This is a genomic window from Subdoligranulum sp. DSM 23681, assembly GCF_057005535.1.
The window spans coordinates 2,971,066-2,987,001 of record NZ_CM168050.1 but is presented as its reverse complement, the minus strand read 5'-3'; the positions used below and the strand labels follow the sequence as shown (position 1 = coordinate 2,987,001).

At 48.5% G+C, this 15,936-nt stretch carries 12 protein-coding genes; 11 read left to right on the top strand and 1 reads right to left on the bottom strand.

Annotated features, from left to right (window positions below; translation table 11 throughout):
* Nucleotides 1-173 precede the first annotated feature (173 nt).
* A complete protein-coding gene (locus AC127K_RS13785) occupies nt 174-1,397 on the bottom strand; it encodes an IS110 family RNA-guided transposase (protein ID WP_087185407.1) in 1,224 nt (407 codons plus the stop codon).
* A 286-nt stretch (nt 1,398-1,683) separates the two neighbouring features.
* Between AC127K_RS13785 and AC127K_RS13780 the strand changes: the two genes are divergently transcribed.
* The 11 genes from AC127K_RS13780 to AC127K_RS13730 all read left to right on the top strand — a co-directional run bounded on the left by AC127K_RS13780 (nt 1,684) and on the right by AC127K_RS13730 (nt 15,613).
* Nucleotides 1,684-1,896 carry a helix-turn-helix domain-containing protein gene (locus tag AC127K_RS13780; protein WP_483721004.1) on the top strand — a complete coding sequence of 71 codons (213 nt, stop codon included), beginning with the start codon at nt 1,684-1,686 and terminating at the stop codon, nt 1,894-1,896.
* A gap of 41 nt (nt 1,897-1,937) precedes the next feature.
* Nucleotides 1,938-3,440, top strand: coding sequence for a class I SAM-dependent DNA methyltransferase (locus tag AC127K_RS13775; RefSeq protein WP_483721003.1), 1,503 nt, complete (start codon nt 1,938-1,940; stop codon nt 3,438-3,440).
* On the top strand, nt 3,430-4,662 hold the full coding sequence (locus tag AC127K_RS13770) for a restriction endonuclease subunit S (protein WP_483721002.1): 1,233 nt from the start codon (nt 3,430-3,432) through the stop codon (nt 4,660-4,662). Before AC127K_RS13775 ends, AC127K_RS13770 begins: the two co-directional genes overlap by 11 nt.
* 39 nt (nt 4,663-4,701) lie before the next feature.
* On the top strand, nt 4,702-4,869 hold the full coding sequence (locus AC127K_RS13765; RefSeq protein WP_483721001.1) for a hypothetical protein: 168 nt from the start codon (nt 4,702-4,704) through the stop codon (nt 4,867-4,869).
* A gap of 19 nt (nt 4,870-4,888) precedes the next feature.
* Nucleotides 4,889-5,485, top strand: coding sequence for a hypothetical protein (locus AC127K_RS13760; RefSeq protein ID WP_483721000.1), 597 nt, complete (start codon nt 4,889-4,891; stop codon nt 5,483-5,485).
* The gene (locus AC127K_RS13755; RefSeq protein WP_483720999.1) at nt 5,472-6,155 is read left to right on the top strand and encodes a hypothetical protein; all 684 of its coding nucleotides are present in this window, start codon (nt 5,472-5,474) and stop codon (nt 6,153-6,155) included. The genes AC127K_RS13760 and AC127K_RS13755 overlap by 14 nt, the downstream gene beginning before the upstream one ends.
* 68 nt (nt 6,156-6,223) lie before the next feature.
* Nucleotides 6,224-9,301, top strand: coding sequence for a type I restriction endonuclease subunit R (locus AC127K_RS13750; RefSeq protein ID WP_483720998.1), 3,078 nt, complete (start codon nt 6,224-6,226; stop codon nt 9,299-9,301).
* 85 nt (nt 9,302-9,386) lie between these two features.
* Nucleotides 9,387-11,201, top strand: coding sequence for a hypothetical protein (locus tag AC127K_RS13745; protein ID WP_483720997.1), 1,815 nt, complete (start codon nt 9,387-9,389; stop codon nt 11,199-11,201).
* A 180-nt stretch (nt 11,202-11,381) separates the two neighbouring features.
* On the top strand, nt 11,382-12,050 hold the full coding sequence (locus AC127K_RS13740) for a response regulator transcription factor (RefSeq protein ID WP_483720996.1): 669 nt from the start codon (nt 11,382-11,384) through the stop codon (nt 12,048-12,050).
* Between the two features lie 23 nt (nt 12,051-12,073).
* Entirely contained in the window at nt 12,074-13,303 is a 1,230-nt protein-coding gene (locus AC127K_RS13735; protein ID WP_483720995.1) for a sensor histidine kinase, read from the top strand.
* An 87-nt stretch (nt 13,304-13,390) separates the two neighbouring features.
* On the top strand, nt 13,391-15,613 hold the full coding sequence (locus tag AC127K_RS13730) for a hypothetical protein (protein WP_483720994.1): 2,223 nt from the start codon (nt 13,391-13,393) through the stop codon (nt 15,611-15,613).
* The last annotated feature ends 323 nt before the right edge of the window (nt 15,614-15,936 follow it).

Sequence of the window (15,936 nt, the reverse complement as noted above, 5' to 3'; positions counted from 1 at the left end):
GTATCGTTGACGCAATAAACGATACTATATATAATGAAAATGAGTCCTGCAAACAAAAGTCAATAGATGAAATAAAAAAAGTCCCGCAAATTTTGCGAGGCTAAAAAAGGTACAACAAACCAGACCGGAGAGAAAGCATCTCGCCAGCCGGAAAGAAATTCGGTTGTTAAAGATTACGATTGCTTAGCAGGTTCTGTATCAAAAGCCTCCAGGCATTCTTTCACGCGGGCGTAGTAGATGCGCAGGAACTTGTTCTGAGCGGCAGTCATGTAGACAAAGTAGGGCTTGCCCTCTGCGCGTTTCTTATCAAGGAACTGGTACACCGGCTCATCCGCTGGAGACTTTTTCAGGTATGTGCAGATGATTTGGTAGAGTGTTTTACGCAAATGTGGTGAGCCTCGCTTTGTGGTGGGAACGCTCTTTGCGCTGTGCTTGCCGGATTCATCCACGCCGGGATCAACACCTGCAAAGCCCACGATGGAGCTGCGGCGCGGGAAACGGCGCACATCTCCAATTTCGGCCATAAGCTGCGCGGCAGTTATTTTCCCAACGCCGTACATGGCGCACACGGTTTCGTATTCTGGAAGTTGGGATGCAAGCCGCGTCATTTCCGCCCGCAGAGTGGCCAGCGTGGTCTTTCCCGCCAGAAGTTGTTGAGCAGCCGTGACAATGAGCAGCTTTGTGTTCTCGTTTTTCGGCAGTGTCGTAAAATGGCCACAGCTTCCGGCGTAAATGTCCAGCGCCTTCTCTGCACTGAAATGGTATCCCTTGCGTTTGCACCACTTCTGGTAACGTTCTGTAAACGCCTTTTCGCTGGCACGGCAGATGCAATCGCAATGCCAGAAGGTCATGACAAAATCCACCCATTTCTGGTGGCCGTCAGCACGCTCTGGGCTGGAGAAAAGCTCGTTTACACCGGGAAAGGTCTTGTCGGTCAGCGAAATGAGATTGTTTTGCAGCGACACCACTGTTTTCATGTAGAGATTGTATTGGCGGCTGCACAGCTTCAGTTGTTGTCTAATCGTATCCATGGGAGTATATTCCCGCAGATCCACCCAGTTGTCAAGGCCATACTTTGCAATCTTCAGAGCGTCAGCCTTGTCGGTCTTGACCTTGCGGATGGAGCCGCCGCCGCTCTGCTTGATGAGCAGCGGATTCAGGACGCAGACGTAGATCCCGTACTCATGTAGTGCTGCCGCTACCGGTTCGTGGTAACGGCCTGTGGATTCCATGATGACGCGGGTATCTTCGCCCAATGCGACGATGGCGCCAGCCATCTGCTCCAAACCAACTTCGGTATGGAGAAATTCCTGTGGCAGAAATGCCACTTCACCCATTGGCCGCAGGGCAGCCACCGTGCTTTTCCCTTTGGAAATGTCGATCCCTACTGCGTTCATTTTGCTCCTCCTTCTGATTGGATATGGCTTTCCGCCGTTTACTCATCGCCTGTTCAATCTCCTGGGTGACGCGAACGCACCGCAAATCGGTGGTACAACCTGCGCAAATCGAATGCTGCGAATGAGAGAGGCGGCTGACGGACTCATTTACGGGCGTGTCGGCCCAAGGTGAGCTATGTCAGGCAATTTGCTCTCCCATTCTAACAGCTTCGGCTTTGAGATGGAAAAAGACGCGGCTGGCTGCCGCGCCTTGAACCGTAACTTTATTGTAGGAGGTGATGTGATTATGACCGTGAAACAACTGATTGATATGGCTTGTGCCTATTCTGGCATGTCCAAAGCGGATTTGGCACGCAATGCCGGTTGGTCGCCTCAGACGCTTTCCAACCGAATCAATACCGGAAAATTCAGTATGGAAGACTGGGAAAAAATCGGAAATGCTCTGGGAGCTTCCGTTAAAATCGTGATTGAGTTCCCGGACGGAAAAAGAATTGAGTAATACCGTTTCTATGGTTGCTATCTATCTTGCAGGAGGAACACATGGCAGACAAAAACACCAGCAACATTGGCTTTGAAAAGCAGATTTGGGACGCCGCCTGCGTGCTGCGCGGCAACATCGACGCTTCGGAGTATAAATCCGTTGTACTGGGCCTGATTTTCTTGAAATACATTTCTGACCGCTTCGAGGCCAAGTATAAAGAACTGGTGGCCGAGGGCGACGGCTTTGAAGAGGATAAAGACGAATACACCGCCGAGAACATCTTCTTTGTGCCGGAGAACGCCCGCTGGAGTGTCATTGCCGCTGCGGCCCATACGCCGGAGATCGGAACGGTCATTGACGAGGCCATGCGCAGCATTGAAAATGAAAACAAACGGCTGAAAGACATTCTGCCTAAGAACTTTGCTCGCCCGGAGCTGGACAAGCGCCGCCTGGGGGAGGTGGTGGACCTGTTCACCAATATCCAGATGGTGGAGCATGGCGATAGCAAGGATATCCTGGGCCGTACATATGAATACTGCCTGTCCAAGTTCGCCGAGCAGGAAGGCAAACTGGCCGGTGAATTCTATACGCCGTCCTGCGTGGTGCGCACGCTGGTGGAGATTTTGCAGCCCTACAACGGCCGCGTATACGACCCCTGCTGCGGCAGCGGTGGTATGTTTGTGCAGTCGGCCAAGTTCATCGAGAACCACGGCGGAAACATCAATAAGATTTCGGTATTCGGCCAGGACTCCAACCCCACCACCTGGAAGATGGCCCAGATGAATCTGGCCATCCGTGGCATCGAGGCCGACCTGGGCAAGTTCAACGCCGATACCTTCTTTAACGATTGCCACCCCCAGCTGAAAGCGGACTTCATCATGGCCAATCCGCCCTTCAACCTGTCCGGCTGGGGGCAGGAAAAGCTGCTGGATGATGTGCGCTGGCAGTACGGTACGCCGCCCGCAGGCAACGCCAACTTTGCCTGGCTGCAGCACATGATTTGGCACCTGGCCCCAAATGGCCGCATTGGTATGGTGCTGGCCAACGGCTCCCTGTCCTCCCAGAGCGGCGGCGAGGGCGAAATCCGCAAGAATATCATCAATGCGGATTTGGTAGACTGCATTGTGGCCATGCCGTCCCAGCTGTTCTACACCACTCAGATTCCCGTTTCACTGTGGTTCCTGGCCAGGAACAAAAAGCAGAAAGGCAAGACGTTGTTCATTGATGCCCGGAAGCTGGGCACCATGGTCACCCGCAAACTGCGGGAACTGACCGATGAGGACATCCAAAAGCTGGCTGGTACCTATAATGCCTTCGTGGACGGCACGCTGGAAGATGTCAAAGGCTTCTGTGCTGTGGCTACCACCGAAGAGATTGCCAAGCAGGACTATATCCTTACCCCTGGCCGGTATGTGGGCATTGAGGAACAGGAGGATGACGGCGAACCCTTCGAGGAAAAGATGGACCGTCTGACCAAGGAGCTGTCCGAGCTGTTCCGGAAATCCCATGAGCTGGAGGCGCAAATCAAGGAGCGACTGGGGGCAATTGGGTATGATATGTAAACTGGCTGACATATGCACAAAGATTGGCAGCGGAGCAACGCCTCGCGGCGGCAAAGAAGCATATTGTGATAAAGGAATTTCCTTGATTAGAAGTCAAAATGTCCTTGATTTTAAATTTTCGCATGAGGGCCTTGCATTTATTAACAATGAACAAGCCGCAAAACTTAATAATGTAGAAGTTTTTGATGGCGATGTGCTTTTAAATATCACTGGGGATTCCGTGGCAAGAGCTTGTATAATGGATTCCGCTTTTTTGCCTGCCAGAGTCAATCAGCATGTTGCGCTTGTTCGTGGGAAAAAAGATTGTGTTTTGAATCGTTATTTGCTCTACTATTTGCAATGGAGAAAAGGGCACTTATTACAACTTGCATCTGCTGGCGCCACACGAAACGCTTTGACAAAAGGGATGATTGAGCAATTAGAAATTGATTTACCTTCTTTAAGTGAACAAAAGAAAATTGTGGTTTTGTTGGGCGCACTGGACGACAAAATCGAGCTGAACAACAAGATAAACGAGAATTTGCAAAAACAAGCGCAAACCATCTTCAAATCATGGTTTATCGAAAATTTGGATGTGAGCACTTGGCACCTTGGCACTTTTTCAGATCTTATCGAAAAAACAATTAGTGGCGATTGGGGAAAAGAAAGACCTGCCGGTAAAAATACAGAAATGGTTTACTGTATCCGCGGAACTGATATTCCTGAGGTTCGAGTAGGAAATAAGGGAAAAATGCCAACTCGTTTTATTCTACCGAAAAACTATGAAACCAAACATCTTGTGGATGGTGATATAGTAGTTGAATTTTCTGGTGGCAGCCCTACACAATCGACAGGACGAGTTGCTGCTATTTCCTCGGCTTTACTCAATCGCTATGATAAAGGAATGGTTTGCACAAATTTCTGCAAGGCAATAAAACCCAAACCGGGTTATAGCATGTATGTATATTACTATTGGCAGTATTTATATGATATGGGCGTATTTTTCTCTTATGAAAACGGTACAACAGGAATAAAGAACCTCGATATTAACGGCTTTATTAAAACAGAACCGATTCATATTGCTCCTAAGGATTTGGTCGAGAAGTTTGATAATCTTTGCCAATCGATCTTTTCAAAGGTGTATGCCAATGGTTTAGAGAGTGAACGTCTTGCGGAACTGAGAGATATTTTTCTACCGAAGTTAATGTCTGGTAAGGTTGATGTCTCAAATATACAAATATAAGCCTTAAAAGCGTATGACAAGAAAGAAAGGAAAGTAGATATGAAATACGCCATTGGAAATACCGTTACCTTAATCTCAGGCGAAACTGTTTATATCACCGGCTATGATAAAGAAAACAAACAATATAAAGGTTTTCTGGTTGAAACTGCAGATGACACGCAGAATGAAGTACGCTTTTCAGAATCTGATGTTTTGATGGAAATATAATCTTTGTAGGGACACTATAATGCTGTTGAAATTGATAAACGATATGAATTGCGCGCTTGATGCAAACTGTTATTTGGCTGCACTGGCCATTGCGTTGACCCTTCCGGATATTTGTGGTAAGGCCGAATATCCCTCTGCTGGCAATACCAAGCGATACATTGATTGGTACAATGAAAATATTGGTCAGTATGAGTGCCCGCCTCTTCCAGAAGGGGCAAAGTCAGATGATATTCCTTATCTAAGCGGCGAAGTCGTTTATAATTTGCGCAATTCATTTTTGCATCAGGGAAATCCCAATATCGATAAAAAAAGAATCAAGCAAGAAAATAATAAGATCGATAGGTTTTCCCTTGTTATCCAATCCAAAAACGAGTTTGGGCTATATTCTGATGCTGCGTCTATACAGTCAAGCAACACAGGAGAAAGAACCAAATCTTATCGTGTAAATGTACGGCGGCTGTGCTTTATCCTGGGGAGTGCTGCTAGAGGCTACTATGAAGAAAACAAAGAAAAGTTCAATTTCTTCCAGTATGACATTATTGATTGGGATAAAGAAATGGAAAAATCAAATATAACTTTTAATTGGCAATGTGGTGGGACAAATGAGCAACAGTAAGGAATGGGAATCCTTGAAAGAATCTATAAAGAATTTTATTAAAGGCCGATGGTTTCCGTTGTTTGTTGGAATTATCTGTCTTGCGCTTGCGGTCTTTGTGATGGCCGCATTTGGTTTTCGCATTACTTATGCCCCTGAACTGGAAAATAGTTGGGATGCAATTTCTGCTATTGCAGCGTGGGCTAGTATATTAGTTTCCGCAATTGGAGTGATAGCATCCTTTGTAGCTATCTGGTATGCAATTCAGGTCCCCAAGAAAATTGCAGACAGACAAGATAAGATAGCCTTATTTGAAAAACGCTATGAATGTTTCCAAACCTTTGAAAAATGCCATATAGCCTATCAGGCTATCAAGGATAGTGATTATACGATCGAACATTTAAGAAAGCTAAGTGGTTTTATACTTGCAAAGCACAATTGGTGCGATGTAACCGAAGAAGTTCTTTTAGAGACAATTCTACAGTATGAATATATGATTCACCAAATGCAGTTTTTATTTCCTGGTATTAGCCAAGTAGATGGAAAACAACTTTATATTAGTTTTAAAGATTTGCTGATTTCTATTTATGAAGACAACGATGTAGAAGATAATGCAAAAAAATATACTGCTACTATGGAGAAATTTATTGATAAGTACGCGCACGATATGATTGTTTCTTTGGATATGTAAACGAGCTAAATTGTGATAAACCCAATATATGGTAGCTGCTATAATCAGCTAGCAAGAGGTGACTTAACATGCCCTTCACCGAATCCAACTACGAAAACGCCGTATTGCAACTCTTTACCCAGAGCCTCGGCTATTCCTATGCTTATGGCCCGGATGTTGAGCGGGACTACCACTCGCCGCTGTATGAGGATGAACTGCTGCCTGCTCTCCAGGCGGTCAATCCCACTATGCCCCGGGAAGCTTTGGATGACGCAGTGTACAGGCTCAAAAACTTCGAGTCTGGATCTCTGCTGCAGAAAAACATGGTCTTTACCGACTATCTGCAAAACGGCGTGCCGGTGAAGTATCTGGTGAAGGGCGAGGAACGCTCCGGCCTGGTGTATCTGGTGGACTACCAGCATCCGGAAAACAACTGCTTTACCGCCATCAACCAATGGACGGTCATTGAAAACAGCGAAAAGCGGGCCGACATTGTTCTGTTTGTCAACGGCCTGCCGCTGGTGGTTGTGGAGCTAAAATCTCCCTCCCGCGAGGAAACCGATGCTTCCGCCGCTTACCGCCAGTTGCGTAACTACATGCATGAGATCCCGTCCCTGTTCATCTACAACCAGGTCTGTGTCATGAGCGACATGACTACCTCCAAGGCGGGGACTATCACCTCTGGCGAGGACCGCTTCATGGCCTGGAAAACCAAGGACGGCAGCTATGAGAACACTCAGGCCGCCCAGTTTGATACCTTCTTTGAAGGCATCTTTGAGAAGCAGCGTTTCTTGGATATTCTCCAGAACTTCATCTGCTTCAACGTGGACGGTGCCAATACTTTTAAGGTTTTGGCAGCCTATCACCAGTATTTCGCAGTGAAAAAGGCCATCGAATCCACCAAACACGCCACCGTCACCGACGGCAAGGGCGGCGTGTTCTGGCATACTCAGGGCAGCGGCAAATCCCTGTCCATGGTGTTCTATGCCCACTATCTGCAAAAAGCGTTGGAAAGCCCCACTATCGTTGTAATCACTGACCGCAACGACCTGGACAACCAGCTGTACGGTCAGTTCTCCCGTTGCAAGGATTTCCTGCGCCAGACTCCCCAGCAGGCAGAAAGCCGCCAGAATTTGCAGGAGCTGCTGGCGGGCCGTCAGGCAAACGGCATCATCTTCACCACCATGCAAAAATTCGAGGAAACCGGCGAGCCGTTGTCGGACCGTCGGAACATCGTGGTCATGGCGGATGAGGCCCATCGCGGCCAGTACGGCCTTACCGAAAAGGTTATCACCAAACGGAACGAAAAAGGTGAACTGGAGGTCAGGACCTCCATCGGCACGGCCCGCATCATCCGAGATAGTCTTCCCAACGCTACATACATTGGCTTTACTGGCACTCCCATTTCCTCCAAAGACCGCAGCACCCGGGAAGTGTTCGGCGATTACATCGACATCTACGATATGACTCAGGCAGTGGAGGACGGTGCCACCCGCCCGGTTTACTACGAGAGCCGCGTTATCCATTTGAAGCTGGACGAAAAGACCCTGCGCCTCATCGATTCTGAATATGACTTGATGGCACAGAACGCGGACCCCTATGTTATCGAAAAAAGCAAGAAAGAGCTGGGACAGATGGAGGCCATTCTGGGGGCCGACCAGACCATTGCGTCCCTGGTGGATGATATCCTCGACCACTACGAGAATTACCGGGCCAACCTGCTCACCGGCAAGGCTATGATTGTGGCTTACTCGCGCCCCATTGCCATGAAAATCTATAAGCGCATTCTCCAGCTGCGGCCGGATTGGACCGAGAAAGTGGGTGTTGTGATGACTCAGGGCAACAACGACCCGGAAGAGTGGCGGGAAATTATCGGCAACAAGTCCCACAAAGAGGCGCTTGCCCGCAAGTTCAAGGATAATAGTTCTCCCATGAAGATTGCCATCGTGGTGGATATGTGGCTGACGGGATTTGATGTGCCCTCCCTAGCTACCATGTATGTGTATAAGCCCATGGCTGGACATAACCTGATGCAGGCTATTGCCAGAGTAAACCGCGTTTTCCGCGATAAGGAAGGCGGTCTGGTAGTGGACTATGTGGGTATTGCCGCAGCCCTCAAGCAGGCCATGAACGACTACACCGTGCGGGATAAAAAGAACTATGGCGATCCGGACGTGAGCAAGGCTGCTTATCCTAAGTTTCTGGAAAAGCTGGAAGTGTGCCGCGACCTGTTCCATGGCTTTGGCTACAATACCTTCATGACCGGCAATGACCTGGAAAAAGCACGGGTGATTAGCGGCGGCGTTAACTTTCTGCTGGGCAAATCGGTAGCAGAGCATGACCTGCCGGATAAGGAAAAAACACAGAACGTCTACATCAAAGAGGCTCTGCTGCTCAAACAGGCGCTTTCCCTCTGCAGCAGTATGGTAGATGATAAAACGCGCTTTGAAGCGGCCTACTTTGAAGCAGTGCGGACCATGCTTGTTCGTCTTACAATGAGCGGCGGAACCGGCAAGAAGTTCACCCTGCCGGAAGTTAATCAGCGCATCAATGAGCTGCTGAAGCACAGCATCAAGAGCGAAGGGGTTATCAATTTGTTCTCCGATGTGGGGACCGAATTTTCCTTGTTTGACCCCAAGTTCTTGGAGGAAATCTCCCGTATGAAGGAGAAGAACCTGGCTGTGGAGTTGCTGAAAAAGTTGATTGCGGAGCAAGTTTCCGTCTATCGGCGTACCAATGTGGTGAAGTCGGAGAAGTTCTCTGAAATCATCCAGAGTTCCATGAACCGGTATCTCAACGGCATGCTGACCAATGAACAGGTCATTGAGGAGCTGCTGAAGCTGGCCAAGGAGATTGCCGCGGCCAATGCGGAAGGCGAAAAGCTGGGACTTACTTCGGAAGAGCTGGCCTTCTATGATGCCTTAACCAAACCCCAGGCCATCAAAGACTTCTATGAGCACGACGAGCTGATTGCCATCACAAAAGAGCTGACAGATGCTCTCCGCAAGAACCGCACCATTGACTGGCAGAAAAAAGAAAGCGCCCGCGCCGGTATGCGCAGACTGGTGAAGCGCCTGCTGAAAAAGCACAAGTATCCGCCGGAAGGCATGGAAGATGCCGTGCAGACGGTCATGAGCCAGTGTGAGATGTGGACGGATAATGTTTAGGAAGAACGGCTTGGTGTACGAAAATGCCGTCCAAATTTTGTGAAGGAAAATGCAAGGACGTAAGGCTTTTGAGGAGGTGAAATTGATGAAAAAAAGAAAGAGCACAAAGCGCATAGAAGAATCTGCAACAACTGCTTTAAAGTTAGCGCTACTAAAATGTCCTATATTGGAGACCTACATAGATTCAAATGATAAAACCCCTTCTTGGGATGGTACAGTATTTGTTTATAAATCAGATAACCAAAAAAAGGAAAACCTTAGAGGGCGTGTGCCTATTCAGGTGAAAGGAACAGAAAACGAATTTGTTTCTGACATTGCCACTTTTTCATGCAGTACGGTGGACTTGAAAAACTATTATCAAGATGGTGGATGTGTTTTTTTCTTGGTGAGTGTAGAGCCTTCTACCGGAAAACACAAAATTTTTTATGCAAGCTTACTTGTTGTAGATCTCAATAATATTTTGAAAAACGCAAAGGGAAAGAAGACTTACTCTATACACTTAAAGCTGTTTCCAGAAAATGATTCAAAAGAAATGGCACACATTTTTTTGTCTTTTGTTAGTAATGCCCATAAACAAGCAGGTTTTATTGGAAAGGAACTGCTTTCTATCGAAGAACTCGAAAAAAGGGGAACAAAGATTGAAGGATTTACTTTCAATACAGTTGGAATCGGTTTAAACGCAGAAGATTTACCAAGTTTTATCTCGACACATGATTTCTATTTATATGCCAAACCACAAGGGCTTGATATAGAGATCCCTGTTGATAGAGTATCAAATGCAATAATTACAAAGACTGTTCATGGAAAGATAAAAATCAAAGAGCAAACGTATTTCGATTCCTATTCAGTCCAATATTGTCAAGGGAAACCTACAATAAAAATTGGTAAAAGTATTAGTGTTGTACTAACTCAAGGCGAAAAAACTTTCTCGGTTAGTGTTCATCCAAGCGGAACACTTACCGAGTGTATAAAGGATACATCTTTCTTTTTGGATATGTTGGAGAATCGAGAGGTTAACATAAATGGTGCAACTATATCATTCGAAGAGTCTATGACGATAGATGGTGCGTCTTGGAGAAAAAAGTTGACCTACTACAAAGACGTAAAAAAGATGCTGGGATTGCTAGGCGTGATAGAAGAATTGCAAGTTGATGCAATTACTCCAAAAGATAGTGCAAATATAAAAATCCTTGTATCAGCTGTATTATATAATCGGAAAATCGGCTTTCAAAACATAAATGAGAATAACATTTATGGACCAATGAAAATCGCAAATCTCGTGATTTGGATATGGGCAAAGCAAAGTGGAGAAGGATTATATACAGTTGAGAATTTCTTTTTGCCGCACGAGATTGCAATGTTTGCATCAGATGATAAAGCTAAGAAACATCCGATTCCGGCCTCACAGTTTCTGCTATTTGAAAAAAGTGATTTTATTCATACGTCGAACCTGAATTATGAGGTGATGTACGAAGATGTAATCCAAAAAGAATTAAAACCAGTAGCAGTGGAGCGTTATATCCTATGGCTTTTGGAAATTTTAAGAGCGTATGATGAACAAGAACAGAAAGACCCGTTGCTTCTTAATTTTGCAAAGAAAATATGCGATTGGCTTCAATCCAAAGACTTGTCTGATATGGGAATTCTCCTACTCAACAAGATGCAAATTATAAAACGGCAACGCCATTTGAAGCCATCCGAAATTGTTGAGTTAGCAAAGCTCACTTCACCAACTTGCCCGCCTAATATTAGATGTGGTGCGTATTTATTATTAGAAGATATGGACTCTGCACAGAAATGCTTTGACCAACTGGATAAGGATACCCAAAAATCTTTCCTCACATATCCAATTTGCCACTTTGGCAAACCTACATTATCGAAAGATACGGCGAACCTCTAAAATGAGAAAGATCGATACTGTCGAACCTCTTTCATGGTCGCCTTGTTCTTTAAAACGATAGCATCACTAAAAATATATGTCGTACACGGGCAAGTTCGTGGAAGGCCCATGGAGATTGGAAACGAGTTGACCGTGTATTTCGCCTTTTTGTCTTGACGATTTATCGAGGAGAGTCCACCCATGAAGATTCTGATTGTAGAAGACGAGGCACCACTAGCCCGGACTATACAGACCGTGCTGCAAGGCGGCGGCTATGACACCTGTGTGTGCCCGGATGCAGAACAGGCCTACGATACTTTGCAGGAACAAAAGGTAGATTTGATTCTTTTGGATCGGATGTTGCCTGCTATGGATGGCGTTTCTTTGGCCAAGCTGCTGCGCAATCAGGGTGTGCGTACGCCCATTCTATTTTTGACGGCCCTGGGAGAGGTGGAACAGCGCATTGCGGGGCTGGACGCCGGCGGTGATGACTATCTGACCAAGCCTTTTCATAACGGAGAGTTGCTGGCACGGGTTCGGGCGCTGATTCGAAGGTCTGAACATACTTCCCCAACATACACCGTTGGCAACGTTACTTTTGATGAGGCGAGTATGCAGTTGAACGGCCCGTCCGGCAGTATGCCCGTGACCGGAAAGCTTTGTGCTCTGGCCGAACTGATGTTTCAAAAAGCAAACCAGGTGGTGACTCGGCGGGAAATATTTTCTACTGTATGGGGACTGGGGTCCGAGGCGGAAGAAGCGGTCATTGACAATTACATTTACTTCTTACGGCGGGCTCTGCGCCGCGTGGGGGCTGACGTGCAGGTCCTCACCATTCACGGCACCGGTTACCGCCTGACTACGCCATGACAGGACAAAGCACGCTCAAGCAGTTGCAGGACAAGCTCCGGCGCAGCGGCACGTGGCTGTTGCTGGGGGTATTCTGTGTGTTAGGGGTGATTATCTGTCGGCAAATCACCCAGGTAATGCAGCAAAACTATGATGACCGTTTTACTGACGCCCGGGAGTTGATGGAAAAAGCTGTTCTGGAAAGTACACGGGTGGACCTGGAGCAGCTGTCTTTGCTGGAACAGCAGTATGGCGTTTTTCTCTATCTGTATAACCGTGGTGAAGAGATCGAGTTGCCGTATTCTATCAGCGAGCAAAAAGAAGCATGGCGGACCCAGGCAGCGGCCCTGATACAAAGCTGCCGCGGGACATTGTTGCCGGAAGAAGACCAGCTTCAGAAAGAGTCTTCTCTTGCGGGAGTACGGGCATCTTACACCATGCAGCGGCTGGAATCCGGGCAAACGGCAGAACTTTTGATTCTGCAACCCGACGAAGCCATGAATAACGCAATCCTGCGGGCTTGCCTGGGACCGACGGCAGCTTTGCTTCTGGCGTGCCTGTTCCTGCTTGCTTTCTACCGGCTTTGGCTGACCCGCGCCTTTGCACCTGCCTATGCGGCGCAAAAGGCACAGTTGGATTTTCTGTCTTTGGCTGGTCATGAATTGCGGACGCCGGTTACGGTGATTCGCTCCAACACAGAACTGTTGGCACAGGGAAAAGACAGTTCTTCTGATATGCTGCACAACATTCAGACCGAAACCCTACGGATGGATGTTTTGATTGAAGACTTGATTCTTTTTTCTCGGGTGCAGACCAAAAATCTGCGGTTGAATCTTCAGCGGGTGGATGCCTGCGAACTTCTGCTGGATTGCTACACACGGTTTTACCCGTTGCTGAACGCAGAAGGACGCCATCTGATTTTGCAGCCCCCACCGGAAGAGGATGTATCCTTGAAGGCTGACCCCATGCGTCTGGGCCAGATGCTGGGAATCCTTGTGTCCAACGCCAACGCCCATACACCTGCGGGAACGACAGTGACGCTGGGGCTGGAGCAAAAAGACGGCTGGGTGAAACTGTATGTACAGGACGACGGCCCAGGCTTGCCTCCGGACAGCAAACAGCCTGGGACGGTCCAGGGCACACACCTGGGGGTGGGGCTTCCCATCGCCCGGGAACTGGCAAAAATGCAAGGCGGTATTCTATTGCAGCAAAACATAAGCCCGCATGGCGCCCGTCTGGCTTTTCGCTTTCCACTGATGCAGGATTCACAATAAAACACTGCCCGGAACCGGGATGGGGCAATTTCGGTTCCGGGCATTTTTTTGAGCAGGCTTACAGGATTTTTTGAGATAGGATTCGGTATGCTGACCTTGTTCCCCAATATAGAAAAGGAGGTCTTTTTCATGACAAGACGCGGAATACGCCGCCAGGTAGCCGGGCTTTGCGCGGTTTTGCTGCTGAGCGGCTGCGGGACAGGGTTTTACCAAACCGAAGGAGAGGAGGCAGCGTCCGGCAGCGCAATGATGGAAATTGCGCAGGTACAGGAAACCGACGCCACACCTGCCGGGTTGGAGGACCACACCGTACGGAAGCTGACCGCCGGTGCAGATGGAGAACCACTTCTGGTTACCACCGATGCTCAGGCAATGCCCCATGCATACCAGAGGGAAAACGGAGAATGGCAGGAGCAGGATAATGCGGCTATCGTTTCCTGGATTCAGGAGAACCAGGTCTATAATCGAAGGTACTATTACGATACCACGGGCAGCTGGTGGGCTGTCATCCAAAACGGAAATTCCATTGTACAGGTCCTTCCCGACGGCCAGACAAGAGAAGTAGTGCTTCCCGAAGATGTGGCACCGGGCAAGTATGTGGCCATTTACGGATTTGCAGACAGAGGAGACGGCCTGGTCTGTTTTGCAGCCAATCAGACAGAGGAGAAGGAGGGTCCAGACCCCGGAGGCGTATGGCTCTTGGTGGATGGTGAGACCGGTCAGGTGACCCAGACCTTCTCGGTGGACTACGGAACGGATTATCGCCCGGTCTTTTATCAAGGGGACCTGATTATTTATGACTATGTGGCCACAACTTTGAAAGAATATGATTCCGAAACAGGCCAGCTTGTGCAGGAAGTTCCCATCGAACGGCCGGACACCCTGCCTGCTGCTGCCGCCATGACCGAAGATGGGATATACCACTATTTTGTGGGCAGTACCGGTTTGTATCGCCGCCCGCTGAATGGTGACTTTACACAGACAGTCACAGACGATATTTTACTGAACTGCATGTCATCCAACTTCGAGGCTATGGGATTGTATGTAGAAGCGGACGGCGCTTATCTGATTGCCGGCAACGAAGACGGAAAAATGAAACTGTACAGCCTTTCCATACAGGAGGGCGAAGCCCCGGCGGCAGAAACCACCCTCACGGTATGGGCTATGGAGAGTACACCCATGCTGCAGATTGCGGCACAGCGGTACCAATCCCTGCACCCGGATGTAGAACTGAACATTGTCACCGGCCATGACACAGCGGAAGATTCTGTTTCGGAGCAGGATATCCTGCGGCAGCTGAATACCGAACTTCTCAGTGGTGAAGGGCCGGACTGTCTGATTCTGGACGGTTTGCCCATTCAGTCCTATATCCAACAAGGCATGCTGCAGAACTTGGATGGCCTGGTAACGGAAAGTGAATTCTATTCCAATATTTTGAACGGCTATGCGGAGGAAGATGGTTTATATACGGTGCCAGCTTTCTTTGCGACTCCTGTCTTTGCCACTGTACAAACAGAGAAAACGCCCGCCAGCCTGGAAGAACTGGCTCAGTTGTTTGAAAGCGGCGCCTGTACGGCCGGTTCCTGGAAAGAAATTTTTGAGGCGGTTTATCCGGCGGTGGCGAACCGAATCTTCCCGGATGGAGAAAGTCTGGATGAGGCCGCGCTCTCTGACTTCTTGGAGCAGACAAACCGCATGGTACAAAGTGCAGAAATCACACAGGAAAGCATGCCCATGGGAAGCGGAAACGGCAATCTTATGGTCACCAGTGAGCTCCCCACAAGCCGGTTTGCCCTCCAAGAAGGAAATGCCACCTCGGCTATATTCCGCATGACGGGTATCAGCCAGGCGGTCTCTTTGCTGACCCAGTGCGAAGTCGTGACGCTTTCACCGCTTCTCGACGGGACGGCAGAAGGACAATTTTTGCTGGGTATCCGTGCCGGAACCAAAAATCTTCCCCAGGCCCAGGATTTTGTCCGTATGATGCTGGAAGACGAGCAAATCCAGCAAAGCAATGTGTACGGCGGTATGGCAGTGCATCGCGACATGGAGTTACAGGCATTGCAGCAGACGATACAAGATGGTTATACCCAGGAAGAACGGGATACCTTTGCTATGAACCCGCTGGAATACCCTTGGGATGAACTGGCAGAAAAATATACAGGATTGGTAAATCCCGCCGCAGCCGGGACCCTGCAGACCATCGTTTATGAGCAGGCTGTACAGGTCTATGGCGGGCAAATCACTCCCGAACAGGCTGTGGAAGAAGTAAAGGCACAAGTGAAACTCTATCTGCAAGAACAGGCATAAAAAGTTCCGCCGGGGGATCTCCCCGGCGGAACTTTTTTCTATTGTATGCTTTAGCGAAATGAGAACCCCCAGCTCTGCTGGGGAGAGTAAAAAAGCTTTAGCTTCAAGCATCGAGCGAAGCGAGAAGGGAGCAGCAACTTTACCATTGTCAAGAAAGCTGATCTTGGATAGACAGCGCCCGTTTACGGGCTGTAGGGCAAGTGATGCAAGTGGCGGATTTTTCAGTGCCTCTTGAGAGGCTTGCCGGTACGATGCCCTTCTAGGGCTTACACAAGCCCCCGGCTTAGCCGGGGGTCTTGACTCCTGGTGACCTTCCATTGGAA

Excerpts from the sequence above, each read along its gene's own strand:
- AC127K_RS13785 (WP_087185407.1), bottom strand. The coding sequence starts at position 1,397 with ATGAACGCAGTAGGGATCGACATTTCCAAAGGGAAAAGCACGGTGGCT.
- AC127K_RS13780 (WP_483721004.1), top strand. The coding sequence starts at position 1,684 with ATGACCGTGAAACAACTGATTGATATGGCTTGTGCCTATTCTGGCATG.
- AC127K_RS13775 (WP_483721003.1), top strand. The coding sequence starts at position 1,938 with ATGGCAGACAAAAACACCAGCAACATTGGCTTTGAAAAGCAGATTTGG.
- AC127K_RS13770 (WP_483721002.1), top strand. The coding sequence starts at position 3,430 with ATGATATGTAAACTGGCTGACATATGCACAAAGATTGGCAGCGGAGCA.
- AC127K_RS13765 (WP_483721001.1), top strand. The coding sequence starts at position 4,702 with ATGAAATACGCCATTGGAAATACCGTTACCTTAATCTCAGGCGAAACT.
- AC127K_RS13760 (WP_483721000.1), top strand. The coding sequence starts at position 4,889 with ATGCTGTTGAAATTGATAAACGATATGAATTGCGCGCTTGATGCAAAC.
- AC127K_RS13755 (WP_483720999.1), top strand. The coding sequence starts at position 5,472 with ATGAGCAACAGTAAGGAATGGGAATCCTTGAAAGAATCTATAAAGAAT.
- AC127K_RS13750 (WP_483720998.1), top strand. The coding sequence starts at position 6,224 with ATGCCCTTCACCGAATCCAACTACGAAAACGCCGTATTGCAACTCTTT.
- AC127K_RS13745 (WP_483720997.1), top strand. The coding sequence starts at position 9,387 with ATGAAAAAAAGAAAGAGCACAAAGCGCATAGAAGAATCTGCAACAACT.
- AC127K_RS13740 (WP_483720996.1), top strand. The coding sequence starts at position 11,382 with ATGAAGATTCTGATTGTAGAAGACGAGGCACCACTAGCCCGGACTATA.
- AC127K_RS13730 (WP_483720994.1), top strand. The coding sequence starts at position 13,391 with ATGCTGACCTTGTTCCCCAATATAGAAAAGGAGGTCTTTTTCATGACA.